Source organism: Paenibacillus polysaccharolyticus, from assembly GCF_900102085.1.
In the GTDB taxonomy this organism is placed as follows: domain Bacteria; phylum Bacillota; class Bacilli; order Paenibacillales; family Paenibacillaceae; genus Paenibacillus; species Paenibacillus polysaccharolyticus.
Window position 1 is genome coordinate 160,959 of record NZ_FMVM01000014.1, and the last position, 25,989, is coordinate 186,947.

Annotated in this window: 22 protein-coding genes; 7 read left to right on the top strand and 15 right to left on the bottom strand. The window is 46.7% G+C overall.

Annotated elements, in window-relative coordinates:
- Positions 1–253 precede the first annotated feature (253 nt).
- A complete protein-coding gene (locus BLQ13_RS19810; RefSeq protein WP_244159393.1) occupies positions 254–952 on the top strand; it encodes an NPP1 family protein in 699 nt (232 codons plus the stop codon).
- Positions 953–1,063: 111 nt separating this feature from the next.
- Here the strand turns inward: BLQ13_RS19810 and BLQ13_RS19815 are convergent, their stop codons facing one another.
- Together BLQ13_RS19815 and BLQ13_RS19820 are read right to left on the bottom strand one after the other, a co-directional pair.
- Positions 1,064–1,843, bottom strand: a complete 780-nt coding sequence (locus BLQ13_RS19815; protein WP_090923313.1) for a sirohydrochlorin chelatase — start codon at positions 1,841–1,843, stop codon at positions 1,064–1,066.
- 3 nt (positions 1,844–1,846) lie between these two features.
- Complete coding sequence (locus BLQ13_RS19820) at positions 1,847–2,137, bottom strand: YerC/YecD family TrpR-related protein (RefSeq protein WP_017690665.1); 291 nt, start codon at positions 2,135–2,137, stop codon at positions 1,847–1,849.
- Positions 2,138–2,611: 474 nt separating this feature from the next.
- Between BLQ13_RS19820 and BLQ13_RS19825 the strand changes: the two genes are divergently transcribed.
- A complete protein-coding gene (locus BLQ13_RS19825) occupies positions 2,612–3,247 on the top strand; it encodes a hypothetical protein (RefSeq protein WP_090923314.1) in 636 nt (211 codons plus the stop codon).
- A 126-nt stretch (positions 3,248–3,373) separates the two neighbouring features.
- On the top strand, positions 3,374–4,462 hold the full coding sequence (locus BLQ13_RS19830; RefSeq protein WP_090923315.1) for a DNA alkylation repair protein: 1,089 nt from the start codon (positions 3,374–3,376) through the stop codon (positions 4,460–4,462).
- A 186-nt stretch (positions 4,463–4,648) separates the two neighbouring features.
- On the opposite strand, the gene corA is transcribed toward BLQ13_RS19830, so the two are convergent.
- From corA to BLQ13_RS19850, 4 genes are all read right to left on the bottom strand, one after another.
- Positions 4,649–5,608, bottom strand: coding sequence for a magnesium/cobalt transporter CorA (corA, locus tag BLQ13_RS19835; protein ID WP_090923316.1), 960 nt, complete (start codon positions 5,606–5,608; stop codon positions 4,649–4,651).
- A 318-nt stretch (positions 5,609–5,926) separates the two neighbouring features.
- Positions 5,927–6,916 (bottom strand): inorganic phosphate transporter, encoded by a 990-nt coding sequence (locus BLQ13_RS19840; protein ID WP_090923317.1) that lies wholly within the window; start codon positions 6,914–6,916, stop codon positions 5,927–5,929.
- 14 nt (positions 6,917–6,930) lie between these two features.
- A complete protein-coding gene (locus tag BLQ13_RS19845; protein ID WP_090923319.1) occupies positions 6,931–7,548 on the bottom strand; it encodes a DUF47 domain-containing protein in 618 nt (205 codons plus the stop codon).
- Positions 7,549–7,905: 357 nt separating this feature from the next.
- Entirely contained in the window at positions 7,906–8,979 is a 1,074-nt protein-coding gene (locus tag BLQ13_RS19850; protein WP_090923321.1) for a DUF3048 domain-containing protein, read from the bottom strand.
- 346 nt (positions 8,980–9,325) lie between these two features.
- Between BLQ13_RS19850 and BLQ13_RS19855 the strand changes: the two genes are divergently transcribed.
- Positions 9,326–9,865: a DoxX family protein gene (locus BLQ13_RS19855; RefSeq protein WP_090923322.1), complete on the top strand. Its 540-nt coding sequence runs from the start codon at positions 9,326–9,328 to the stop codon at positions 9,863–9,865.
- 231 nt (positions 9,866–10,096) lie between these two features.
- The gene (locus BLQ13_RS19860; protein ID WP_090923324.1) at positions 10,097–10,309 is read left to right on the top strand and encodes a hypothetical protein; all 213 of its coding nucleotides are present in this window, start codon (positions 10,097–10,099) and stop codon (positions 10,307–10,309) included.
- A gap of 144 nt (positions 10,310–10,453) precedes the next feature.
- Here BLQ13_RS19860 and BLQ13_RS19865 read toward each other — a convergent pair whose 3' ends face one another.
- The 3 genes from BLQ13_RS19865 to BLQ13_RS19875 form a co-directional block, all read right to left on the bottom strand.
- Complete coding sequence (locus BLQ13_RS19865) at positions 10,454–11,239, bottom strand: DODA-type extradiol aromatic ring-opening family dioxygenase (protein ID WP_090923325.1); 786 nt, start codon at positions 11,237–11,239, stop codon at positions 10,454–10,456.
- A 114-nt stretch (positions 11,240–11,353) separates the two neighbouring features.
- Positions 11,354–12,184, bottom strand: coding sequence for an alpha/beta hydrolase (locus BLQ13_RS19870; RefSeq protein ID WP_090923326.1), 831 nt, complete (start codon positions 12,182–12,184; stop codon positions 11,354–11,356).
- Between the two features lie 474 nt (positions 12,185–12,658).
- Positions 12,659–12,892, bottom strand: a complete 234-nt coding sequence (locus BLQ13_RS19875) for a hypothetical protein (protein ID WP_090923327.1) — start codon at positions 12,890–12,892, stop codon at positions 12,659–12,661.
- A gap of 411 nt (positions 12,893–13,303) precedes the next feature.
- Between BLQ13_RS19875 and BLQ13_RS19880 the strand changes: the two genes are divergently transcribed.
- A complete protein-coding gene (locus BLQ13_RS19880) occupies positions 13,304–14,176 on the top strand; it encodes a hypothetical protein (RefSeq protein WP_090923328.1) in 873 nt (290 codons plus the stop codon).
- A gap of 117 nt (positions 14,177–14,293) precedes the next feature.
- Here the strand turns inward: BLQ13_RS19880 and BLQ13_RS19885 are convergent, their stop codons facing one another.
- Both BLQ13_RS19885 and BLQ13_RS19890 read right to left on the bottom strand, forming a co-directional pair.
- Positions 14,294–15,163 (bottom strand): AraC family transcriptional regulator, encoded by an 870-nt coding sequence (locus tag BLQ13_RS19885; protein WP_090923330.1) that lies wholly within the window; start codon positions 15,161–15,163, stop codon positions 14,294–14,296.
- A 248-nt stretch (positions 15,164–15,411) separates the two neighbouring features.
- On the bottom strand, positions 15,412–18,555 hold the full coding sequence (locus tag BLQ13_RS19890) for a copper amine oxidase N-terminal domain-containing protein (protein WP_167375796.1): 3,144 nt from the start codon (positions 18,553–18,555) through the stop codon (positions 15,412–15,414).
- A 308-nt stretch (positions 18,556–18,863) separates the two neighbouring features.
- Between BLQ13_RS19890 and BLQ13_RS19895 the strand changes: the two genes are divergently transcribed.
- The gene (locus tag BLQ13_RS19895; protein WP_090923336.1) at positions 18,864–19,838 is read left to right on the top strand and encodes a hypothetical protein; all 975 of its coding nucleotides are present in this window, start codon (positions 18,864–18,866) and stop codon (positions 19,836–19,838) included.
- Positions 19,839–20,433: 595 nt separating this feature from the next.
- Here BLQ13_RS19895 and BLQ13_RS19900 read toward each other — a convergent pair.
- The 4 genes from BLQ13_RS19900 to BLQ13_RS19915 all read right to left on the bottom strand — a co-directional run bounded on the left by BLQ13_RS19900 (position 20,434) and on the right by BLQ13_RS19915 (position 25,985).
- The gene (locus BLQ13_RS19900) at positions 20,434–21,039 is read right to left on the bottom strand and encodes a GNAT family N-acetyltransferase (protein WP_244159389.1); all 606 of its coding nucleotides are present in this window, start codon (positions 21,037–21,039) and stop codon (positions 20,434–20,436) included.
- A 21-nt stretch (positions 21,040–21,060) separates the two neighbouring features.
- Complete coding sequence (gene ilvA / locus BLQ13_RS19905) at positions 21,061–22,293, bottom strand: threonine ammonia-lyase IlvA (protein WP_090923415.1); 1,233 nt, start codon at positions 22,291–22,293, stop codon at positions 21,061–21,063.
- A 260-nt stretch (positions 22,294–22,553) separates the two neighbouring features.
- On the bottom strand, positions 22,554–23,420 hold the full coding sequence (locus tag BLQ13_RS19910; protein WP_090923337.1) for an alpha/beta fold hydrolase: 867 nt from the start codon (positions 23,418–23,420) through the stop codon (positions 22,554–22,556).
- A 264-nt stretch (positions 23,421–23,684) separates the two neighbouring features.
- Entirely contained in the window at positions 23,685–25,985 is a 2,301-nt protein-coding gene (locus BLQ13_RS19915) for a beta-glucosidase family protein (protein WP_090923347.1), read from the bottom strand.
- Between the last annotated feature and the right edge of the window lie 4 nt (positions 25,986–25,989).

A 25,989-nucleotide genomic window follows, 5' to 3' on the forward strand; every position in this document is an offset into this window, starting at 1 on the left:
GCAAAAAAACCACTGATCTTCCATTCTGCCCGCTTGCACCGGAATTAATCTCCATACTATCTGCTGTCCACAACTAATTATATTATGACAAAAATATACAGCAAATTTACAAATCTCAATATAAAAATATAACCTAAATCAATATTTTTCCAGTACCATGGATATACAGAACACATCCATACATAACTGACCTCACTCTACTACGTTTACAAAGGAGAATTGCACAATGCAAAAAACCAAAAAACTGGTACTGATGCTAATGGTTACCCTCCTCGCCTATTTACCGATAGGCACCGTTGCGGAAGCAGCCGTCATTAATCATGACCAGGTCGTCGGTTTTCAAGAAGTAACACCCGTAACAGCCACGCAAATCACAGCCAAACGTTTTCAACCTTTCCTGAAGGTCTATCATGGATGCGTGCCTTTCCCAGCCGTTGATGCACAAGGTAACACCAGCGCAGGTTTGGCAACGTCCGGATCACACAATGGCGGATGCGGCTCCAACCTGGGTCAGGTCTATTCACGTTCTGCTTGGCATAATGGCGTCTGGGCGATCATGTACGCATGGTACTTCCCTAAAGACAACCCATCTCCGGGATTTGGACATCGGCATGATTGGGAAGGCATCGTCGTATGGGTAGACAACCCGGCGGTTGCCAACCCGAAAGTACTCTCGATCGCCTACTCAGGTCACGGGCAATTCACCAAAGTGGCACCAAGCAACAGCAATATGCAGGGCGATCATCCGAAAATCTCCTATAATAGCACCTGGCCGCTCAACCACGAGCTTGGTGTAACCAACGTAGTTGGGGGAACTCAGCCGCTAATCGGTTGGGATGATCTGACTCCAGCTGCACGTAATGCCCTGAATACAACGGACTTTGGCAGCGCCAATGTACCATTTAACGATAACAACTTTGCGAACAATCTGAATAAAGCTTGGTTTAGATAATGGTTAGATCATGGATTCACACAAAAAAACCACGCTCTAGAGCGTGGTTTTACGTTATGCACAAATAGAAGATTCTATTTATAACTTCAATCTTTAAATCTTAAACTGACTTCAATCTTCAACCTCATCACACTTCTTCAGCAAAAACTGAATCTGGCGCTCCAGCCACTGCCCAAGCAAAGGATGAGGCAACAACGTTTCCCCACTATATGCATATTCCAACTCTTTAAGTCGACCTGGAATAACATGCTGGGTAAAATAACCGGCACTCAAAAACAGCGGTGCCACAATGACGCGACTGCCACGCTCTTCGGACCAGTATTTCGCCTTGTCATATACACTTTCCGGATTAAGCAATGCATAGTCTGTATGAGCGACTCCACTGATTTGCTGCACTCGTTCCGCAAGCGAAGAAATCCCTGCTTCCCAACGCTGGCGGAATCCATCGTGGATACTGCCATGTCCGACAAGCAGAATCGTTTCCTGCTCAGGTTGCTCTGATAATGACCGAACCTTGTCCCATACCATCACTGCAATATCAGGATCATTATCTACTGGATAGCCAAAATGTACCCGCGCCCTCACCTCAAATGGTTCAAGATCGGTTTCACGCTCAGGTGCATCCTTCGCCCCAATCGCATATTCGATCTCATCCACATGGGTGCTACCAGAGGAAACAAACAACGGTACAACCAACAAATCGGTTACACCTTGCGCCTCCAGTCGGTTAATACCGTCCTGAATTAAACGCCCATCCACCAATTCCAGAAATCCAGCTTCAACGGGTAACGGATCAGGCAGATTCAACCGGGAAATCGCGTCATCGACGGATTCCACCCAGGTTTTCTCCTGAGAACCGTGACTAATGATGAGTACACCCGGCTTCTTCATGACTTAGCGCCCCAGGCGTTCCAGCGTCATTTTATAACCGTCGTTCCCGTAATTCAGACAACGTTTAACACGCGAAATTGTAGCCGTGCTCGCGCCCGTCTCTGCTTCAATCTGGTTATACGTGTTGCCTTTGCCAAGCATACGTGCTACTTCCAGCCGCTGGGACATGGATTGAATCTCGTTCACTGTGCAGAGGTCATCAAAAAAGACATAACACTCTTCAATATCCTTAAGTGTCAGGATTGCCTCAAATAGTTGTTCAATGCTTTTATCATTTAGCTTTTTCAGCTGCATTTTATCATCATCCCCTAGCGGTTACTGTGTACATCCATTGTACCTAGCCTGAGTTGGTATTTCAAGCGTTAACGATTTCACGCACTACAGAACAAAAACACATGTTACCGCTTACAAAACATACTATTGTCCTCCAGAGGCGGACAACGAGCATAAAAACTGCGATAATCGCCCCTTTAGGGGGAACATTTCCGATTATTTATCTAGGATTTTATACCTGTAAATTGTTACAAATTTGTGTCCGAAATTCATTTTTCTTCCTGAAAACCATCTTATAAACGCCGGCATGACTTGCGCCCATTTCCGCAAATATCCCGTTTTCCGTGATACCCGCCTACGCCGCCTCTCCGCGAATGACATACAGTATATCAAAAGGGAGTTCCACCCTGCTTGTTGTACCATGATTTTTACAGGATTGATTTCTCGGTGGAACGCAATTCCGAAAAATCTAATATAGAAGGAACGTGATCGTTCATGCCACAGCATTACTATCATCGCCCGCCAGGAACACGACAACGTCCGGCTCCTCAAGGCCAGCAGCAGGCTCGCACCTCAGCTTATGCACCGTATGGAAATGTGCCACGCTCTCTCAATGAAGCCCAGATCCAGCCGATGTACCCCGGAGTTCATCCGACTTACCCGGGCTTCGCCGAGGTTGAAGCCTCCGGTCTTGTGCCCTATGGGCAGGGCGCACCCAGCGGAGGACTTTATGGAAGCGACGTCGTGCCCGTTACTCCAGTCGTTCCGGCTCAAACACCTGCCTCTTCAGGCAGCTCAGGCTTTTCCCTTGCCAACTTAGGTGAGTTAAAAGGCATGATTGACCGCTTCGGCGGCATTGACGGCATTATGAGCGGCGTGGCCAAAATGCAAAAGGTCGTCGGCGGTATTCAGCAGATGGCCCCGATGATGAAACTGGTGATGGGCATTCTGCCTTTTGGAAAAAATAAAAACAGTAGCAGCGAAGCCGACGCTGATTATGAAGAATACTCGAAACCTCGCCCGCGCAAACGCCGCAAAAAAACGACAGGTACACAGCGGAAACGCACCTCTTCCCCAGCGCGCCGGAAAAACGCAACATCCAAACCGCGTCCCAAAAGACGCAAAAGTTAACTCTATTCAGGCACTCCCCTTACGAAGGCGGGTGCCTTAACCTTTTTGAACAACTAAAAAGCAAGAACTTATGTTCTTATTCTGGAAAATGGGGTATACTAGAGACTACATATAAGGAGGCAGACCATGGAACTGTTCAAAGATAAATATACACCTGCTCTCATTGATCGAACCGCCAATCAGTTGCATCAATTCTATCCAGATTTACAAACACAGCGATTCCGCGAACTGGTTTTCGCTGAAGGCTGGGAAGCGCTGGAGTTCAAGGCAAGGATACGCCGAATTACGGAATCTTTGACCCATGTTCTGCCCGCCGATTACGAACAAGCCTTACATATCCTTGAACAGGCAGCTCCACAGTTGCGCGGGGTTGAGTACCTTTTTGTGCCTGATTTCATTGAAGTGAATGGACTTGCCCCCGAAAACTACGAGTTATCGATGAAATATCTTAAGGTATTCACACCTTATTCAAGTTCTGAATTTGCGGTGCGCCCGTTCATCCAGCGTTACCCGCTTAAGACGTTGAAACAGTTGATGGAATGGACAGAAAGCAGTGACGAGCATATTCGCAGGCTTGCTAGCGAAGGCAGTCGCCCTCGTTTGCCATGGGGAGCCAAGCTTGGGGATTTGATCGTTGATCCGACGCCCGCGCTTCCGATTCTGCATACACTCAGGCAGGATGAATCCCTCTATGTACGAAAAAGTGTAGCGAATCATCTGAACGATATTTCCAAGGATCACCCTGATCTTGTTCTCGACTTAGCTCAAGCTTGGTACGGTCAGAACGCGCATACCGACTGGATTATCCGCCACGCAAGTCGTTCGCTGCTGAAGAAGGGGCACCCTGTTGCACTGAGCCTGTTCGGCTATCACAAGCAGGAGGCTGTTCATATTGAAAACCTGAAGCTGGATCGGGAGCAGATTGCTACGGGAGAGGATCTTCATTTTTCATTCGATGTGGTGAATACGAGCGGCGAACCGCAGATGCTGAGGCTTGAATATGAGATTGGTTATATGAAGGCTAACGGCAAACAGGCACCCAAACGCTTTAAGTGCTCGGACAAGATGTATGCCAGTGGTCGCAGTACCGTCAATACCAAACAATCATTCAAACTCATTACGACACGGAAATATTACGCAGGGCTGCATACGCTCACGATCGTTGTGAACGGGCAAAATACGGAATCCGCTTCTTTTGTGCTTACGTTAGACTGAACTTCGAAATGGAAATTTCACTTTAGTTATGCACAAGTCTCTATGATTGAATCACTTATGCACATGTGGATAGAAGAATAGACAGAGAATAGCCGTCAGGCAACAAACAACCTTGGGAGCAACGGATTTCGTGTTCCGCAAGGTTCGCCTGACGGCCTTTTTCTCTTTATTATCAAGTTATCCTGTTTATTTAAACCAGCCGCGCTTCACAAACCAGGCCACCATACAGCCTCCAAGGACAAACATCAGCAATAACACAGCACCGTAACCATACCTCCACTGAAGCTCCGGCATATGGGCGAAGTTCATGCCGTAGATACCTGCAATTAGAGTGAGTGGCATAAATACCGTCGTAATGACCGTCAGTGTTTTCATAATCTGATTCATTCGATTCGAATTCAGTGAGATATAGCTATCGCGCAAGTCTGCCGTCATCTCCCGATCGGCTTCGATCATATCCGTCAGTTTGAGCAGGTGGTCATAAATATCGGTAAAATATGCCGTATGTTCCCCTGTTCGCTGTACATGTTGCGAATTAATGACCCGGTAGAGCAGATCCCGCATAGGGACAACAGTGCGTCTAAGCTTCAGGAGTCGACTACGCAGGTCAAACACCTGATTCATCAATTCTTCTACAGACTCCTGACCGCCCCGATTTTCCAGTTCAGCCAGTTCATCCTCGATGGAAAATAGCGATGGAAAATAATGATCGACCAGTTTGTCCATCACTGTATAAGCTGCCGCCACCGGCCCTCTTGCCCAGATGGTACGCTCATGCGCGTGTTTCAGCAGTCTGTCCCAGGCTTCGTCCACTTCTTCCAATCTTCCATGATGGAATGACACCAAAAAGTTCTGTCCCAGGAACAGATCTACCTCTTCTGCCTCAAGCGTGGCTGGATTCAGCGCATGTAACACAAGAAACTGCAGATTCTCATAATAATCCAGCTTGGGACGTTGCAATACATGCAGACAGTCTTCAATGGCAAGTGGGTGAAAATGAAAATATGTATCCAGTAGCCGACTTTCTTCTTCGGTAGGCTGGTTGAAATCTGCCCATACCCAGGCATAATCGTTTAAATCCAGCTGTTCAAGCGGCATATTCACCGTGACTTGATGATCCCGTGTAATCGCAAGTGTACGAATCATGGATTAGACCACGTCCTTGTCTCTTATCGAAGTTCTGATTTCATTGTATACTATGAAAAACAAAAAAAGCCAACCCTGTTGGCTTCTCTCATTTCCCCTATCCACAGTTCCCTGTATCCACAGGAAGGTTTCTTTTGGTTTATCATTCCACGGATGGCTATCCACATATCCAGCCTGTCCACATCTTCGTGCACAGGCATTTCTTCAACTCATTGTATATTTATCCACATATCCCGATATTCACATCGTTATGAACAGGTTCGTCCTTCACTTACTGTATCCGATCCATGGATACCCGGCCCTTCTGTTGACAACTATTTAGAAAATAATCCAGTACAACAGACCTGCAAGTGCTCCGGTAATTGGAATCGTAATGAACCACGTAATGATGATACGTCCAGCCAGTCCCCATTTTACAGCCGAGAAACGTTTCGCCGAACCTACACCCAGAATCGCGGATGTGATTGCGTGTGTCGTACTTACCGGAAGGTGCAACAATGTTGCTGTGAAAATAACGGATGCAGCAGATAAATCGGCAGCAAAGCCGTTAATTGGTTCGATTTTGAAAATTTTAGTCCCCATCGTTTTGATGATTTTCCAACCACCCACCGATGTCCCCAGGGCCATAGCTGTTGCTGCTGAGATTTTAACCCACAGTGGTACTTCAAGATGATCCTGTACCTTGGCTGCTACGAGTGCAAATGTAATAATCCCCATCGCTTTCTGCGCATCGTTGGTACCATGAGTGAATGCCTGCAGGGCAGCCGTGAAGATCTGTACCGTACGGAAGCCTTTATTCACATTGTGCGGACTGCGTTTGGCAAACACATATTTAAGAATCGTCATGACGATATAACCAATGGCAAAGGCAATCAGAGGTGACAACAGCAAACCTCCGACGATATCAATGAATCCACTCCATTTCACTTTGTCCGAGCCTGCTCCAACGAGCACTGCACCTGCGAGCGCTCCGATTAACGCGTGTGAAGAAGATGAAGGAATCCCAAACCACCAGGTAACCAAATTCCAGATGATCGCGGCAATCAAGGTGACGATGACAACCTCGATCCCGTTATCAAGCTTGGTGGGGTCCGTCACGCTCCCCCCAATCGTCTTCGCAACACCCGTAAACATCATCGCACCAACAAAATTCATCACGGCCGCCAAAATAATGGCGCGGCGCGGCGTCAGTGCACGTGTGGATACCGATGTGGCAATGGCATTAGCCGTGTCATGGAAACCGTTGATGAAGTCAAACGCCAGTGCAAGGAAGACGACTATACCTAATACCCAAATCGTTGTTTCCATTATTCTCTGGCTCCTTAAGAATTACGCATGATGATGGATTCAAGAACGTTCGCAACATGCTCGCAATCATCCGTTGTTGTTTCAAGGCGTTCGTAGATCTCTTTGCGCTTGATCAATTCAATCGGATCGGACACCGTAGCGAATAGATTCTTGATACAGTTACGCAATACTTCGTCGCCTTGGTTTTCCAAATCATTCAGACGAATCGTATATTCACGAATCGCCAGCAATTTTTTCTGGGACAGCAAATGAATCGCCTTCTGAATTTCGTAAGCCGATTGACGCAAAATTTCTGCAAATTGAACGATATATTCGTCCGGGTCCACCAAATTGTACATATAGAAACGGGAAGCTGTAGCTTCAATGCCGTCCAATACGTCATCAAGAGTTGTTGTCAGTTCCATAATATCATCGCGTTCGATCGGCGTGATAAATGTTTTGTTGAGTTCTGTAATGATCGTGTGCACGTAGTCATCACATTGCGACTCGTACTTCTTCATTTCATTAGCAAAAAGAGTTACATCCTGAAGGTTGGAAACATGCTGGGAGAAATAATCTGCCGCTTGAACAACCGTATCTGCCATATTCTCCAGTGTTTCAAAAAATATGTCCTTCTTCTTCTTAATCTTCATAGCTCTATCCCCTCTTCGAGAAATTGCGCCGATAACCGATGAAACATGAAATGACAACCTTTGATATCTTATCATATTTGTTTCATGGTTTGTACAAAAGCTGCGATCCTTTTTTATATTCTTCTCATATTAACCTGAAATGAATCTTAATTATTTGGAATTATGGCAAAATCAGACTCCGATTTTACACTGCGTTTACAAAACTCCACATAAGTCGACGCGTGACCCGTCACAATTTTCATAAAAAGCGCTATGATACGACAACACATCATCACCAATCTTAACCCTTTTCATCGCTCTCTTTCATTTCAGCCTGCAAAAGTGATTCATTTCGTTGTGCCAATCGTTGTATATGGCTTATTCTTGTTCTGCCAGCTTCACATGATCTGCAAACTGTGGATGGTTCGGCACAATGCTAATGTAAGTTTTCCCGGGCACCAGATTCATTTCACGCCCATCCTTCACAAAACGAATAATATCTCCCTCTTTTCTAACCCATTGCCCGCGAATCATCTTGCCCTTCTGAAACAGCATCGCTTCACCGCCATGATCCACGTTTACGGATAACCTGCCTACATCGTCGAGCACCTTATGGTCTGCCCCAGCAACAATGATATTGGCTGCACCTAACTGACTGCCGTTATCTTTATCCTCATCTGGCTTCCCGTTCACCATTCTCATATATCGTCCGCTAACTTCATCATAATCATACGTTACTTTATAACTATTCAATAAATACTGGATCTCAAACTGCTTCACGCTCTCTCCCGTGGAGGTCGCTCCTGCCTCGTCATACTTGTACACTGGTGATTGGAATTCATGGCTGTACCCTTTCTTGTCCGTACCTTCTCTAAGCTTGTCCACAGATGTATATAGATTGTGAGGCGCCTTGCGTTCTTTGGAACGCCAGAAGTAAGGCCCGCCATTCGAAATCTCATCCATGTGCTGTTTTTGCTGTTTTTGTAAAATGGAATAGGCCTCCGGACTGCCTCCGGCATGAATAAGCACCCCGTCATAACTTTCACCAAGCTCGATCAGGTATGGACGAATACTACGTATTGGGCCGACGGTTTCTGCTCCACCTTCACTCTGAAATATAGCAATGAACCGCGTAATCCCACCTTCGGCAAGCACCTCAATGATAATATCGGCTGCGCTGAGTCCCGATTGGGGACGGGCGGCAGGTGCATTGTTGATCATGACCGCTAGTGGCCGCTGCGTAGACGCTTTCTCCACGGCTAGTCCCGTGAAAGGAGCTGTAAAGCCAGAATGAACAGGCTCCTCCACAGGCTTCTCTTCTTGAACCGGTGCAGGTGTGGGCTCCGGCTGGGGAATTTGGGCTACCTCTTTATTCTGGCAAGCAACAAGACTAACGGTAAGAAGGCAGATTGATGCTGCTGATATAGCTTTGTTCCAAGAAAATAACTTCAATATAGGACCTCCTGAACGATTTGGCTGACTTTCTTCTGCTCGTCATGTGATATTCCTCTCATGCAGGCAACCATCTCACGTATTTCTTTCCATTTAATCACAACGTTTCCGTTTTGTCTGCGCCTTCTAAGCCTTGTCTTATCTCACAAGTTATCTTTGAATCTTGAAATAAGCAAATAAATATGTCCTAAATGTGAACTTCTTAAACCTTACTTAAAATTTGAACTAGATTGTGATTTTAATCACAAACAAAACACCATTCGGAATATACAATAAAGACATCAAAGGTGATCACTTAGAAAAACAAAAACAACACACACTAGATTCCATAAAAGGAGTGGTTTATATGTTCAGCTTCAATCAATGGCTTAGAGAAAACAAAGTGGCAATGTGGATTTTGACAGTACTTCGGGTGTATATCGGTTATGACTGGATGACTCACGGATGGAGCAAATTGACCGGCGGATTCCAAGCTGGCGGGTTCCTCACTGGGGCACTGGAAAAAGCAACAGGCGATCATCCAGCGGTTCAAGCTTGGTGGGCAACGTTCCTTGAAAAGTTCGCTATTCCAAATGCCGGATTATTCGACTTCGTGATCCCGCTCGGTGAATTCCTGGTAGGTCTGGGACTCATTCTTGGATGCTTCACAACGCTGGCAGCTCTGATGGCGATGGTCATGAACTTCGCGTTCCTCTTCTCGGGTACAGTAAGCACGAATGCTCAACTGGTATTATTGGAAATCTTCATCGTCGTAGCTGGTGCAAATGCTGGTAAAATTGGTCTGGATCACTGGGTACTTCCTTACCTTCGCGGATTGTTCAAAAAGGACAGAACCATTCAGCCAACAGACACACCAACCATTACACCCACTAAGAAAACGGCTTAATCATTAAAAATATAAGAAACTCAGCCCTGCTTCCCCCCTTGGAGCAGGGCTTTGTATTGCATGATTTTCATTCATTTGTTCAGAACCTGACAACCTATGCTGATCTGCTCTTATTGCCCCCCCCTCTTCCATATTCTTCAACCTTTGTGCATCCGAGTCTCTACACTTGCTCACCAGTAGAATCCCATATTATGATGGTTATAAAGTCTAACAGTACAAAGGAGTATCCCTATGCCGACGCAGCGCCGTCTCGAGACCGACGCCGATTTTCAGGAAGCCATGACCTTAAAACATAAAATCCGGGTATTCAAAGATAACCACCAGATTGACTCTGGAGGTATCATCATTCGTTTTGACGAGAGAACCGTTGTTGTTCAATCCAGTGTCAGTGAACTGGCCTATCACTCACGTACCGAATGTGAGTTGTTCGAACTTCGCAAATAATCACCGCTGAACACCCAAACCCAAAAAAAGGTTCCACGCAGTCAATCAACTGACCGCAGGAACCTTTTTGCTTATTTATAATCTTACGACTGTATTCTTCATTTCGCTATCTGAATTGATATTTCTGTTCTCATCTGCCCCAAGTTATATGCCGTCGCCAAACTGCCAGCAATTCAAACTTAACGTGCCGCAGGCATACGACTGGAATAATCGCTTCGCTGTGCGAGACATATCTGCTGTGCCCATTGCGTAGAACAATGGCGCAAGATGTTCCATGCCATAAGACGGAACGGCCGTCCGCGCATGAGGAGCTTTTTTTTCATACAGAAACAATTCTCTGGTATTCCATTGCTCTAGACGCTCTCCGAGCCAATCATCAAACTCGATAGCCCAGTCTTGTGGCTCATCATCCTGTGCCAGCATTCTTAAATTATGCACGGTTCCACCACTGCCGATGATAAGCACGTTATCATGCCTGAGTTGCTCCAGCATACGCCCGATATCATACTGCTCTTGCGGAGAACGTAGCGAATCCACCGATACAGCAATCACTGGAATGCTTGCTTCAGGGTACATATGCAGCAGTGGCACCCATACGCCATGATCCAGTCCACGCCCACGAACAGGTCGATGCGGCAAGTTACTACGGGAAAATAACGCACATATCTCGCTCGCGACATCGGTCTGCCCGACTGCAGGGTATTGTATGGTATACAACGCTGAAGGGTATCCGTAAAAATCATGCAAGGTCTGATGGGACTCATCCATCGTCACCGAAGGCTCGGGACAGTCCCAGTGTGCGGTGAATACAACGATGGCCTTTGGAGCCGGCAGCCTGTCTCCAAGCTCGTTCAAAAATTGAGTGTAATCACTGCTCTCCAACGCCAGCGTAGGAGAACCATGCGCAATGAATAGTGCAGGTAATGTCATCGCTGCCAACCTCCAGACACGGATAGGATGCTTACCTCTCTATTTTACCCCGAAGCAAGCGCTTTTCCAAGTTAATACCCGTGACTTTTGATTGATGTCGTAAGGCTTTATCTCTTAGATCATCCAGTGTTGCCAGTTCTCTTCAATCTTCTGACGCTCCCCGAGCCATTCTCTCGTACGTGTAATCAGTTGTTCGCGCTCTTTACCAGATGAGAAGGTATGATTGCCCTGGAAAATGATTTCCTTGTCGCAGCGCCCTTCCTGGCGCATCCAGAACACTTTTTGATACAAGAACGCATAGTCCACAGGGATGACTTCATCGGAAGTACCGTGCACAACCAGCACATCTCCGCTGAACTTCACAGCTTCCTGGAATGGTTGATGCTCCGCCAAAGAGTCAAAGAATTTAGGCGTAAATTTATAGCCAAGATAGTCGGAAGCCCCTGCTCTCACACCCTCGTCATACACATCCCTGCCCGTAATCTTCACGATATCGTTGAACGGATAACCGACAGCCGACCACATGACAAGATTTTTAACCCGCTTGTCACGTACAGCAGTCAACAGCGCAACTGCTCCGCCCAAGCTATGTCCGATCAGAGTTACACGTGTAGGGTCGACATCACTGCAGTTCACAGCATAATCCAGCACAGAACGAGTCTGCAGTATCATCGACTCTAATCCTTCTGCTCCGTACTCCCCACTGCTTTCTCCGCAACCGATGTAATCAAAACGTAGCACCAGATATCCGTCTTCCGCGAGTTCACGAGCTGTCTTCACGAACAACCGATCCACTCCAATTCGGCTTCCCACAAAACCGTGGCAGATGACAGCCAGAGGAACACGTTGCTGACGTGTCTCCTCTTTAATATCTTTGACAACCGGGTAGTGAATGGTCGCAGTTAACTCCTCTTCCCCGTGACGAATGCTGATCTGACGTTCCATACGGATTTCCCCTTTCATGGTGACCTTGTTATATAAGTTGAACTAAAGTTTTTACACAGCCCACTCCGATGACAGAATAACCTTACAATCGCTGTTATCCCCAGATTTTTTGTTTCCCTTTTCCAAAGGGGAAAATCCGGTGATAAAGGCGAACGCTTCGCTTTTTCAGGTTTTTTCTGTCCTCTCCGTTAGAGTGTAAAAGAAGAGTTCAAATTATATAGCAGTTCCTTGTTATATAATCAACGTATTTTAATTAATTGTATTTAATCCGATAAGTTTAATGAGTATTAAGAAGATATTAGTATATTATCATTCCCTCACCCCCAAGTCAACGCGAGAAATGAACACCTTAGGTCATGTAAAGCTGTTCTCTTTTCGTAAGCATTATCCGTAAAAAAAGAGCCTCGCTATATTCAGCAGGGCTCCGAAAATTTCTGATTCATTCCTGTATTCTTGCGTTATATCTGCACGATCCTACTCATAGCTCCTGCGAAACATCGCATGAGTCTCAATACGTCCGTTCCACTCATGTTGCTGACCTGCTCCCTCGTTGTCCCAGAAGCTTCTTCCCTGCCAGTTATCATCATTCAACTCTTCGCCGAACTCAGTATCCTCCACTGCCTCTTCCATCGGTACCACTTCATCCATGGCACCACGGGAATTACTGTTGAGCAGCATCTTTCGTGTGAGATCTGATTGTTTATCCATGCTAACCACACTCCTATCCATCATTTCAGTTTGGAAATGCTACTATTGTGATGGATTGGGCAGCTCTTTATTCACGGTTCACAGAATCGTTGCTTCTTCCAAGCAAGCCATGTATATTCACAACTTCACAGGGGAAAATAAAACCAAAATCTCAGGCACGCCTATCCCGGAAGCCTGTTACCGAAAGGAATGAACTCATGGCACATCTACTCGGATGGATTCAGCATCATGGAAAACTGGTGCTCTTATGCACTTGTGTTGTGTTAGCCTGTATCGGGCTATGGGTAAATCACAAGCAGTTGTTTTATAAGGAATGACTTTGCGAAACGAGAGCCCTTCCCGTATACTAAAATATCGTCAGGGTCTTCATGGAATGGAAGAGCAGAACGTGTGAGACAGGGGGAGCAAGCATTGGGGATTTCCTATAAAAAGCTGAAAGAAATACAAAATCGGCAAATCACAGAGATGAGCCGTATGACACCAGACAACGTACAATTGTATAACCAGATCAGCACCATCGCAAGGCAAGCGCCAGCAGACGAGAAAACACAGGAAGAATGGATTCTCGCTGCGGGAAAAGCCATCGTACAAGCACAGAAAGATAACAAATCTGCACGCGAATTGTACGGCTCTGATCTGGAAGAAGATATTTATACCCAACTTGGAGTAGGCTCAGCAGATACATATGCGCAATCAGGGGCAAGCACAGGGAAAGATTCAAGCAGGGAAAACCGTAGCGGAAGTGTCCCTCTCGAAAAAAATCAAGCTTATCCGAAACAACATGCCCGTTCTGCTGGAGATTCTAAAAAGAACATCAAATCCAGCATCGCTCAGTCTGACGATCAATCGGATACACCAGAACCTGTGAAACGGACACCAAAATGGTATGTTATGATTGCCTGGGCAGCCATATCCGTTGTCCTGTTCATTCAAGGATGTGCAGGACTATTCTTCGGCCTAACAGACGGCGATACGGAGGCTTTCGAACATATCAGCTTGTTCTCTCTCATCATTAGCGCTGTAGGCGGAATTGCGCTCGTAGAGATGCTGCGCCGATTAGCAGAACGTCCAGACGATCAGGGGACAGACAAACATGTCATGCCCAAAGTTAACGTTCGAGGCATTATCATTTATATCGTGATCGTTGTACTTGTTCTTTTTGTGGGTTATCCACTTCGGGATAAACTTCCTGTGTTCTACATGGCTCCATGGGTTAGCGCCGTTATTGGTATTGTTGGTCTTGCTTTAATCCGGCCTATTTTCGGGCAAAAAAAGCAGGCGTGATTGAAGAAGGCAATGTCGAATGTGGTTGTTTCGTGGTACACATAGATGTTCTTTTACTTTATAAGAAATTCCATTCAAGAGACCGTCAGGTCTCTTTTTTTATTGCAGATTCGTATTTTATTTGTGACGGGGGTGGTGATCCTGCTCCAGTCTGAGCTGATTGCGTAGTTTCATGCCTTTGCCTGGCGTTTCCCCGAATTCACGCTTGAACATACGAATAAAATAATTCACTTCCATGCCTACATTCTCCGCAGCTTCCTTCACACTAGCCTCAGGATGTTCATTAAGCCACTCCAGTCCCTTTTGTAAACGCCAGCGTTGCATATACTGATGTCCAGTCACGCCATAATGCTGATGAAATAAACGATTCAAATGCTGCACAGAGTAACCAACTGCCTCGGCCACATGTTTCAATAACAGATCGTCCTGATAATGAGCCTGCATCAAAACGATTGCCCGGTTGAGTCCCTCCAGACCAGCTTCGGAACTCCCATGTACATGTGAAACATAACCAACTGGAGCCATAGCCTGAGCCAAGTCCAGAATCAGCTGGTAAATCAAAGTGGACATTTGCCACATCGACATCCCGCCCTGATCCAACCCCTTCCACAGTTCCGTCATCTGTGACCAAATCAGGTCAAACCCGGTTAATGTGCGAGGTCTTTCGCACATGATGCCTGTCGTCCGAAGCACTGATTCTGCTGATTCGCCGCCGATCCCAATAAACCCCAGCTCTCCACACGTTCTTTTATGCGGGGTATATTCGTGAGCAATGCCCGGCTCCAGAGCAAACAGTTGCCCCGAGCCCACTATGATCGTTCCTTTGCCAGAAATGTTAAACAGTCCTCCACCATCGCGTGCCAAAAATAACTGATATACTGGAAATCCCTCCGGTCGATGCAGTCCTTTCTCTTCCTGTGTGCCCACACCGTACAGGTATAGCGGCATCCGGGAATCCGGCTGCCCCGTCAAACGAAATGGTAACATTGCATCCTTCCTTTCGGCTCATGAGCTAGTCACGCTCTATGACTCTTATTATCCATGGTTTGATCCAAGACCAGCAATGGCCTTAGGAACCTATTTGAGCTTGTCTAAATATGGAAAAATAGGGACATAGGTCGTACCGAGAGCGGTTCCCTTTCCTCGGCATTAACGGATGCAAAGAAAAAACTCCCTTTCCAAGGAGGGAAAGGGAGTTAAGCATTACAATTCTATTGCTAACTTTGTGCCGTAGTTTACTGCGGAGGAGTTGATTGTGTAGCTGCTGGAGCTTTTTCGAGCTTAAATGCTTCAGATGGATTAGAGATCGTACTTCTATTGGTTGTTGTATTAGACGCAACTGACACAATATATACGGTGTACTCTTCTCCTTCCACAAGACTAGCCCCTGTAGTATCTTTAGCATTGGTATTCAAAGTAACTTCAACCGCTTTGGGATCTCCTACTGAATAGTTACTGCTGGAAGTAGCTGTAGCCGGATCAACAGATCCTCTTCCCTTCACAATATACAATTGATATGAGGAAATGCCAGCTTCATTAGATGGTTTGGTGAAAGTCAACTTGTAGATTGCTTCAGTTACAGTACTTGATTTCTGTAGACCCGTAATAACGGCTGCTTGAACAGATTGTACTATGTTACTAATACTAAATTCGTCGGAAGCCACTGAAAGACTTGATGAACGAGTTGTACTGTCGGATACAGACATAATAAACACTCTATACTTTTTCCCGATCTCGATAGATCTGTTATTAATATCCCGGTATCCATCGCTCAATGCGAAAGTAGTGCCTGCACTGCTTTTATCCAAATCATTATAATAATTAATATTCATCGCTGTATTTAGCGTAAAACCAGGTACCTGATCAGCCGGGACAATAAACAGACGATATTTGGCAATGCCTGTTTCATTCGATGCTTTGGCAAAATTTACGGTTACATCAGAAGCGTTACCCGCTTGTTGTCCCTGATTTTTAACCGCTACACTTACACTGCCCACTGCTATTACAGGAGAAGCACTACCTAATTTAACTACAGGCGATGCTGAAGACAGCGCGCTAGATTGAGATGAATTATTATTCACCGCCAGGACGAATACCCGATAATCAACATTATCACCAATAAGGCTGCCATCCGTTGCTCTAGCATCACTTGCTAATGTGAAAGCCTGATTACTCCCACTTTTACTTCTATAGGTGTAGAAGCCGTTATTCAATGCAGTATTCAGATTAAAACTTCCTACAGCCGTATTTTTCACAACAAACACACGATAATGATTCACATTATTCTCATCCGTTGACCGGTTGAATGTTACACGCAGATCACTGCCATTCCCGTTATCCGCAACATCGGTTGCACTCACACTGGTCGGTGCGATAACCGTTGCATTCGGTGTTAGCGTAATTTGAGCCGAAGATGAGGAAAGTGCGTTCTGACTCCAGTTACCGTTACTATTTACGGACAGAACAAATACACGATAAGCGTTGTAGTTCGCAATTCTATAGCCATTGGTATCAACCGAGTTACTCGAAAGTGTTACGGTCAGATTACCACCTGTTTTATTCACTTGTGTATAATTGTTCGACGCATTGGCAACGTTCAGGTTGAAGCTTCCTACGTTATTGGCAGGTACGACGAATACTCGATAGTGAGAAACATTGGACTCATCGCTGGCTCTGCTAAACGACACGCGCATGTCAGTTCCATTTCCGTTATCCGCAATATCTGTAACAGACAGGTTCGTTGCCACACCTGCATTGCTATTGGAGGTCAGTCTCAAGACATTGGAGGAAGCTGACAACGCATGGGTATAGTTGTTCTGCTGAGTGCCTGCTGCCATGACAAAGATGCGATAATCCTGCAAGTTTGTGATGTTATAACCGCTGGTATCCCGCATATTCGATGGCAATGTAACCACGAGGTTATTACCTGTTTTGTTCACGGTATAATATAAACTGGAAGACAGATTACTTGCTGTAGGCAAGTTAAAGCTGCTGGCTACCGAGTTGCGTACAACAAACACACGATAGTTCGTTACCTTCGATTCATCCGATACACGGTTAAAGCTCACCTGAATATCGCGTCCATCTCCATAATCCGAGATGTCTCTCACTTGTGTAATGACCGGAGCCGGAGTTGAATTCAAGGACAACGTCAGGGAAGACGAAGCCGCAGACAGCTTGCTATCTGTTGCTGTATTCGCACTTACAGACATAATGTATACAACATACGCGGTTCCGTTTTTGATCAACTCGCCCGACGTATCCCGCGATGAAGAGTTCAGTATGCTTTTGACTGTGCTGGAATTCCCTTTATTGATGATCGTGTAATTCGCGCTGGATACCTTGCTCGCAGCAGCTTGGTTAAATGAGGATGCGTCCTTCGCCTTCACAACAAATGCACGGTAACTCGTAATATTCGAATTGGTGCTTGGCTGTGTGAAGTTGATCTCCAGATCCCTTCCGTCGCCATTATCGCTAACATCGGCAATGCGCAGTCCCGTCACAGCTTGAACAGAAGGTTTCACCTGGTTCAGCTTCAGAACCTGTGAAGACCAGCCTAGATAGTTTTGGTTGTTATTGTTGCTGTTACCTACAGTCAGTACATACAATCGATAGGATTCATTGCTATTCAGCAAATCACCGTTAACGTCGCGTGTCTGAGCGTTAAGTGTCAGCTTCGGATTGGTGCCGTTTGGTGTAATTGAAGTGTAGTTCGCCGGAGATACGGCTGTAGCAACGGATTCTTTAAAGCTGTTGATATCCCCACTTTTGACTAGCATCACCCTGTAAGCTGACACTGTTCTCTCTGACTTGGCACGTGTGAAGCTTACCGTCAGGTCACGGCCATCTCCGTTACTGCCAGATACGGATCCATAAATATTCCAAGCAGAAAACTGCGTATCATCAACCGGCGGTTCCGGTGTAGACGATGTTGTTTTAATATCAACACGTTGGCTGCGTGAGTTCCAGAATACTTTTTCCCCGAAAGCTTCGCTCACAAAACGAATGGGTACCATCGTACTACCTTTAATCGTACTCGCAGGAACATCCATCACATTCAGTTGACCATCGATATACGCAGCCTTGGAACCAAGTGTTAATTTCACTTCCTGATCCCCACGGGTTGCTGTAATGGTTTTCGTTTTATTGTTGAACTGCACTTCCGCGTCAATTCCTTCAAAAATCGACCGGAGTGGAACGAGTACACGTCCAGCCTTCATCACAGGGGCTTGAACCGCCGGCACCTCAGTACCGTTAATATAAATGCTGATTCTTGCAGCTGCATCCATCACCGATGTTGGCAGTGCAGACATAAGCATGGCTGATACGGCCAGTGCTGACATCACTTTTTTGACTTGATTTCCTCCTGCTTTCCTCATAGACCCTATCCCCATTCTCCTATAATTAGTACACTCTTATAGATTAGCTGTGCGATTCAATAATTCCTGTATTTTCCTATGCACAACTAAGACGTTCCGATTCGTTAAAAAGTTTCCGGATTCCCCAAAATTATTTTCGCAGAAACATTGGCCTTGCATCCACCTGTAAAGGTTAAAATTAACAGAAGATTTTGTCATCATTCCGAAACCACTTCTAGTGCCAATTGCTTTAATCTGTGTGTAATAGTGAATCAAGTCTACTTTTCATCCTTATCTGTTCATTCCAAAATTACAGGAGGTTAATATCCATGACATCATCTTTGTATTTTTATAAAAAGAAAGGTATGCGTACACTGCTTACCGCTACGGCTATTACTCTATTGTTACAAACAGCGGTTTCCCCAGTCACTGGCATCGCTTCTGCTGCCCCTGCTACGGATAGCAAAGTAACATCGGCCAATTCAACCGCAATCTACAAATCTTTTCAGACCATGCTCTATAAAAAAAATAGCCTGCCCGCGGCAGACCGTTATCTGGAGTCTAAAATCAGCCAGGTGACTCCTTATCATGCAACCTTGATGGTGCTTCAATTGGAAAATGCCCGCTTCAAAGCGCTAACGGCCATAACGGATCGCATGCTTGTGCCCAATGTTCAGGATCAGATGCAGAAAATATACAAATGGAATGACAGCTTCACCCAGCTGATGTCCCGCACCAAGGACACGAGTCTCCGCTCACTGCTGCAACAGGCCAGAGACAGCGGTTATCGTCTTACGATGATCGAGGGTTATCTCTATCCAATCATGAATTATGCCGCATTTGAAAAATATACTTCTTATGTAAATGAAGATATCAAACAGTACATTCGCATCATGGCAGTCGAAACGAGCAATATCGCCTCTGAAGATGGGGGCCTCATGATCGGATATCAGGATATGCTGAACCGTGCGCTGAATCAAGAGCGGTTCCTGAATGATTTTCCTAAGTCTAACCGGAAAAACCAGGTACAGATGTTGATGAATCAATACACCTTGTACACCTTTTACGGGCTCGATAATACCCCGCTGTTCGATTACGACACCAACGTAATGGTGCCAAATGCTCAAAAAGGGTACAAAGCTGTCTTACAGCGGAATACTTCCGAGGACAGTGCTTTTTTGAAAAAACTGAATGCGTTCATGGATGTCGTCGCTGAATCCAAGTTTGAAAGAACAGAGGCTGTCGACCAATGGCTGGAACAGAACGTATCTAGGGATGAATATCTGCCGGAGTACGGTATATAAAAGTTTTAGATCAATCTAACGGTAACAATCAGCCAATGGCCTGGATAAGCTGGAGGTAGAGCAAGGGAGTTAGGTTAAATAGATGTGTGCATGCAATGGTAAGCTTGGAATAGTCAACATTTTTCATACACCGTTCCTTGTGCTAGTCGCGTAGAAGGTTGTACGGATGAAAAAAATTCTAACGATCACCACAGACCTTATTTGGCCGATTTAGAGGTGTTCAGTGATCTAACGATCACCAGAGACGCTATTTCTTCTGAAATGAGCAAAAATTAATGATTTCTCGTCTGAAATGGGGAAATAACGTTTCTCCTGATCGTTAGAATTTTAAATGAGTTGAAATCGACCAAATAGCGTCATCTGAGATCGTTAGCCTGTCAGCTTATATTGCTCCACCGCCGCTTTATCAAAAAAAGACGAACCCACCGCCCTCGGCGTTGCTTCGTCTTTTTTGGCGTATCTGCTGTTAACTGACTAAATATAGTTGTTACGGGTTCATGATACAGATGATGTCCCTCACTCTTACATACGTAAGCATCCATCACTCAAGCGTTGGCTCCTTTTGAGTGCGAAGCTCGAATGCATTCCAGCCAATCTATAGAACTGAGAGCTCTTTGACCATATGGTAATACTCATGTCCACCGATGAGGATCACTTCATCTTGAACATAGCCTTGCCGTTCATAGAGCTGCATGGCGCGGCCATTGTCCTGCTCCACGATCAGGGCAACCTGCGTGTGCCCGAGTTCTCTTCCCTGCTGCTCAAAAGCAGCCATCAGTGCACGGCCGATGCCCTGCCCCTGAAATGGCTCACTTACCGAAAGAGTATCGAGATAATACTCCCCAGGGCGGGTTTCTTTTACCAGAGCATATTTCTCATCCCCATCACGTCCGGGACGATTCAGAAGCGGCTGATCCAGACGATCCACATCATCACCGGCATACGCTACCAACATGCCAGCAATCTGGCCGTCCTGCTCCATCACAGTGATATTTTGATAACTGATCCGGTTATTTTCCTGTGTAACAAACTCACGTAAGATGTCCATTGCCCGCTCATTGTCCGCCTCCCCCGCAAGTGCATAAGCGATATCCCCAATCGCCTGCACCAGCAGCGGGATGATCTGATCCACATCTTCCTTCCGTGCAGGTCGGATCTGAGGCACTGTCTTCTGTTGCTCTGACCCTATAGTAGGTTTCACTTGTAAAAAGACACCTCTCTCTCAGATCAACATGTTGAACAGATTCAAGTTTTTGTTCAGCTCAGTGTAGGCGATACCTTTGCGGTTCATACGTTCGATGAGTGGCTGGTAGTCTTCCTTGTACATGAGCTCGATGCCGACTAAGGCAGGGCCATTTTCCTTGTCATGTTTTTTCGTATATTCAAATCTGGCGATATCGTCATTCGGACCGAGCACTTCCTCCAGGAACTCACGTAGCGCTCCCGCACGTTGCGGGAAATTCACCATGAAATAATATTTCAGACCTTCGTAGATCAGGGAACGCTCTTTGATCTCCTGCATCCGGTCGATATCATTGTTACCGCCGCTGATGACACAGACCACCGTCTTGCCTGCGATCTGTTCCCGGTATTGCTCCAGTGCAGCTACAGCCAGCGAGCCCGCAGGCTCCACCACGATCGCATTTTCGTTATATAATTCCAGAATGGTTGTGCAGGCTTTGCCTTCTGGCACCTTCACAATGTCATTCAGGATGTTGCTACAGATGTCATAAGTCAAATCACCGACCCGTTTCACCGCTGCCCCATCCACAAATTTATCGATATCATCCAGCGTAACCACTTGTTTGCGGAACATTGCTTCACTCATCGAAGCTGCTCCAAGCGGCTCAACGCCGATGATTTGTGTTTCAGGACTAACGGTTTTCATGTAGGTTCCTACCCCAGCCGCTAATCCGCCGCCGCCAATGGTGACAAATACATAGTCTGCATTCTCATCAAGGCTTTCCATGATCTCCATCGCAACTGTACCGTTCCCTGCAATAATCTTCGGTGAATCAAACGGATGGATAAAGGTCATGCCCTGCTCGTCACATGCCCGCATCGCTTCCGCATACGCATCATCATACGTATCACCGATCAGGACAACTTCTACATTATCGCCGCCAAAACGTCGTACCTGTTTCACTTTCTGGTTCGGTGTTGTGCTTGGCATAAAGATTTTGCCGTGAATGCCCAGTGCATTACAGCTAAAAGCTACACCCTGTGCGTGGTTGCCGGCACTGGCGCAGACGATGCCTTTCTCCATTTCGGCAGGGGTCAGACTGCGTATCATATTGTAAGCCCCTCGAATTTTAAATGAACGCACCACCTGAAGGTCTTCCCGTTTCAGATACACATTACAGTTATATTTAGCCGACAGTACAGCATCCCGCTGTAGCGGCGTTCTGACAATCACTTCACGCAGCACATGATGTGCGCGTACGATATCTTCCATGCCTACATGGACATTTCTAGCACCTTCGTTTCCGGCTCCCGTTCCTGTTGTTTCTTGATTCTCTGGTTTCATCTGTCTCCACACTCCGCTTATATGGTCTAGCAATGTCATTCATTGCTTTTTCTTTTTATTGTATCACTTTTGCTCTATCCTTGCGCCCGGCACCGGAAGGAACAATCTTCTACTCACTATGACGACCGTACTCAAATACTTCACATTTCCCACTTTCTTATCTCTTACTCTTACTCTTACTCTTACTCTTACTCCGCATCGTGTATCATCCGCATGATCTCATTGATGATCACTTCAGGATCTGTAAACATCACCATATGACCCGAACGCGCAGCTTCTACCCATCTCGCATTGGATAGCTTACTCACCGTCTGACGGTGAGCTTCAACAATGGCAGGTCTGATTTTACGTTCTCCCTTGCCCGGCAACGTACCCGAAATTATGCTAACTTCCAGATCTCCCAGCTTGGGAGGTTGCTCCTGTAACCCCTTTAAATCTTGCAAAAAATTCTTTCCCTCCGCAGCCATCGTCCGAGCAGCTTGTACCGTAAAGTCCTCCCGGCGGTGATCTGCTACAACGTCATCAGGCTGACTAAGAAAGTCTTTGATGCCAAGAAACCGATACAGGCCCACACGAGCCAGAGCGGGAATAAGTGCCCCATTTATCGCAAAACCGACCTTGGCCATACGGGAAAAATATAACTCACAATGCTCATCCGACGGGTCAACAAGAATGATACCTTGCAGACGTGACAGATTACTAGTGGCCGCTGCACGTACAATTGGCCCTCCCCAGCTATGCCCCACCAGAATAATCGGCCCCGGCCCCATCGCCGCTAGCAGTTCATTCAGGTCTTCTGCAATCCGGGCGAGCGTGCGTGGAGAAAAATCAACATCACTTCGTCCCGCTCCCGCCCTGTCGTACACAACGGTACGTGCATGCTCCGCAATCGTCGGCACAACCAGCCCCCATGTAGATCTGGAAACGCCCATCCCCGACTCAAAAACGACGGTCACTTCTCCAGCACCCTTCGACATGTAATGCAACTTCCGGCCATCCCGGGTCTGAATATATGCACTTGAACCCAGCGTATGTAATCCAGCATCATGACCCATTGCTTCACCTTCCCTCCCCACTGATCCACAGTATCCCGTCTCTCATCACGCTTCTAAATGAAAATGATTATCAATTACTAATTATACCTTTTTCCCTGTAAAAAAAGAACACCCGATCCATCATCGGATCGGGTATCCTTCCCAGCCTTGCAGGGGCTGAACGTACAATATAAAACTTACGGCCTCGCGCCCTTTTCCTCGCGCATAGCCTCATTACTTCTTCACAGATCACAGGTCATGAAGCAGAATCGGGATGAAATTCTCTTATCCGCGAATGCCGTGATCCTTGTTATTCATCTGATCCAGTAACTGATTCATCGTATCCTCGGTCATCGCTCCACCGCTAAAAGCCACAAGGGCACGTAGCGGCATATATTTCATCATCGCGTTCATCATGTCCACATGATCATGATCACCGGAATCGTCACCGCCACCAAAACCGCTCGCTTCCTGGAATTGCTGCAAAGCCTGCTCAATCAGCTTTTTATTCTCGGGGTCGCGCTGAATATCGCCAAGGGTACTATTGCGTGTATACGTTGGAATGAACGTCGCAGTAGACTCTACGCTTACCCGAGTCTGCATACGAATATCACGCGAAGAGCTACCGAGCTGTATATCGAACTCCCCCGTCTCGACATGCCAGTCTTTCATATCCACGTTGTAATACGCGAACGAACGCTTATTCAGCGTGAAGTGAACTATTTTGGACTCGCCAGCCTCCAGTGCCACCTTCGCAAAAGCTTTCAGCTCCCGATCCGGACGAATCACTGTACTCTCAACATCACTAACGTACAACTGTACGATCTCTTTCCCTGCACGCTCCCCGGTATTGGTGACGCGTATTTGTGCCTGCACCTCGTCCAGATCCGTTAGCGCTGTGCGATCTACTTGTAAATCGCTGTACTCAAACGTGGTATAACTGAGGCCGTATCCAAAAGGGAATAGCGGGTCCAGCTCTTTTTTATCATAATAACGGTAACCGACGAAGATCCCCTCTCGGTAATCCACACGATCTGCCTCACCAGGGAAGTTCAGATAGGACGGATTGTGGCTAAGCTTAGCCGGGAAGGTCTCTGCCAGTTTACCGGACGGGTTCACCTCACCGTAGAGCAGATCGGCGATTGCGCCTCCTACGGCCTGTCCGCCAAGATAAGCTTCAAGCACAGCTTGGACCTGCGACAGCCAAGGCATCTCCACTGGAGAACCGTTGCTTAGCACAACCACTACACGAGACTGCACCTTGGCAACCTCTTCAATCAGACGAATGTGGTTGTCCGGCAGACGCAGGTGGGCACGGTCATACCCTTCGGATTCGTATCGATCCGGCAATCCAACAAATACCACAGCGGTATCTGCCGCTTGTGTAGCCTGAACAGCCTGCTGCAACAGTGTCTCATCCACATCGTCCTCTTCAATCCGGTACCCTGGTGCATACGAGATGGTTACTCCGTCGCCTGCCACAAGAGTCATCTCCTCCACAATATCATCGACCTTGGTCGGATTAATGTGGGAGCTTCCCCCTCCCTGAAAGCGAGGTTTACGCGCAAAAGCACCTATGATGGCTACGCTACCTTCACGCTTTAGCGGAAGAAGCCCGGCTTCATTTTTCAACAAAACCATACTCTCGGATGCCACTTTACGTGCAAGCTGATGATGTTCATCTTTATCGTACGAAGCGCCTTCTTTCTTATGATCCACCGCTTTGAAAATTAAGGTCAGCAAACGCTCCACCGCAAGATCCAGCTTGTCCATGGGCAGCTTTCCGCTCTCTACCGCATCGATCACCTTACGTTCTCCAATACCGCCGCTTGCTGGCATCTCCAGCTCCAGTCCAGCTACAAGGGCATCCGCCCGCTCATTCACTGCACCCCAGTCCGAGACAACCAGACCTTCATGGCCCCATTCATCCTTCAATATGTCCGTCAGCAGCCACTCATTTTCACCCGCATACGTACCGTTTACTTTATTATAAGAACACATGACCGTCCAAGGCTGTGCATCCTTCACTGCGCCTTCGAAGCTGGCCAGATAAATCTCGCGCAGCGTCCGTTCGTCTACCACCGCATCAATCGACATACGGCGCTCTTCCTGGTTATTCACCGCAAAGTGTTTGAGAGACGTACCCACGCCCTGACTCTGCACACCCTGAATATGAGCGGTAGCCATCTGAGTAGATAACAGCGGATCTTCGGAAAAGTATTCAAAATTCCGTCCGCCCAAGGGAGAACGTTTAATATTTACACCCGGTCCAAGCAGTACCGCCACATCTTCGGCCTGACATTCTTCACCCAAAGCCACGCCCACCTGACGCGCCAGCTCGGTATCCCACGAACTCGCCAGCCCTGCCGCAGACGGGAAACAGGTTGCAGGCACACTTGCGGTCAGACCCAAGTGATCTGCACTGGTATCCTGTTTGCGCAATCCGTGAGGACCATCCGTTACCATAATAGATGGAATGCCGAGACGCTCCACCCCTTTCAGATGCCAAAAGTCGAGCCCTGAGCACATTCCCGCTTTTTCTTCCAGTGTCATCTGCTGTACCAAATCTTTGATGTTACGTTCCACATTA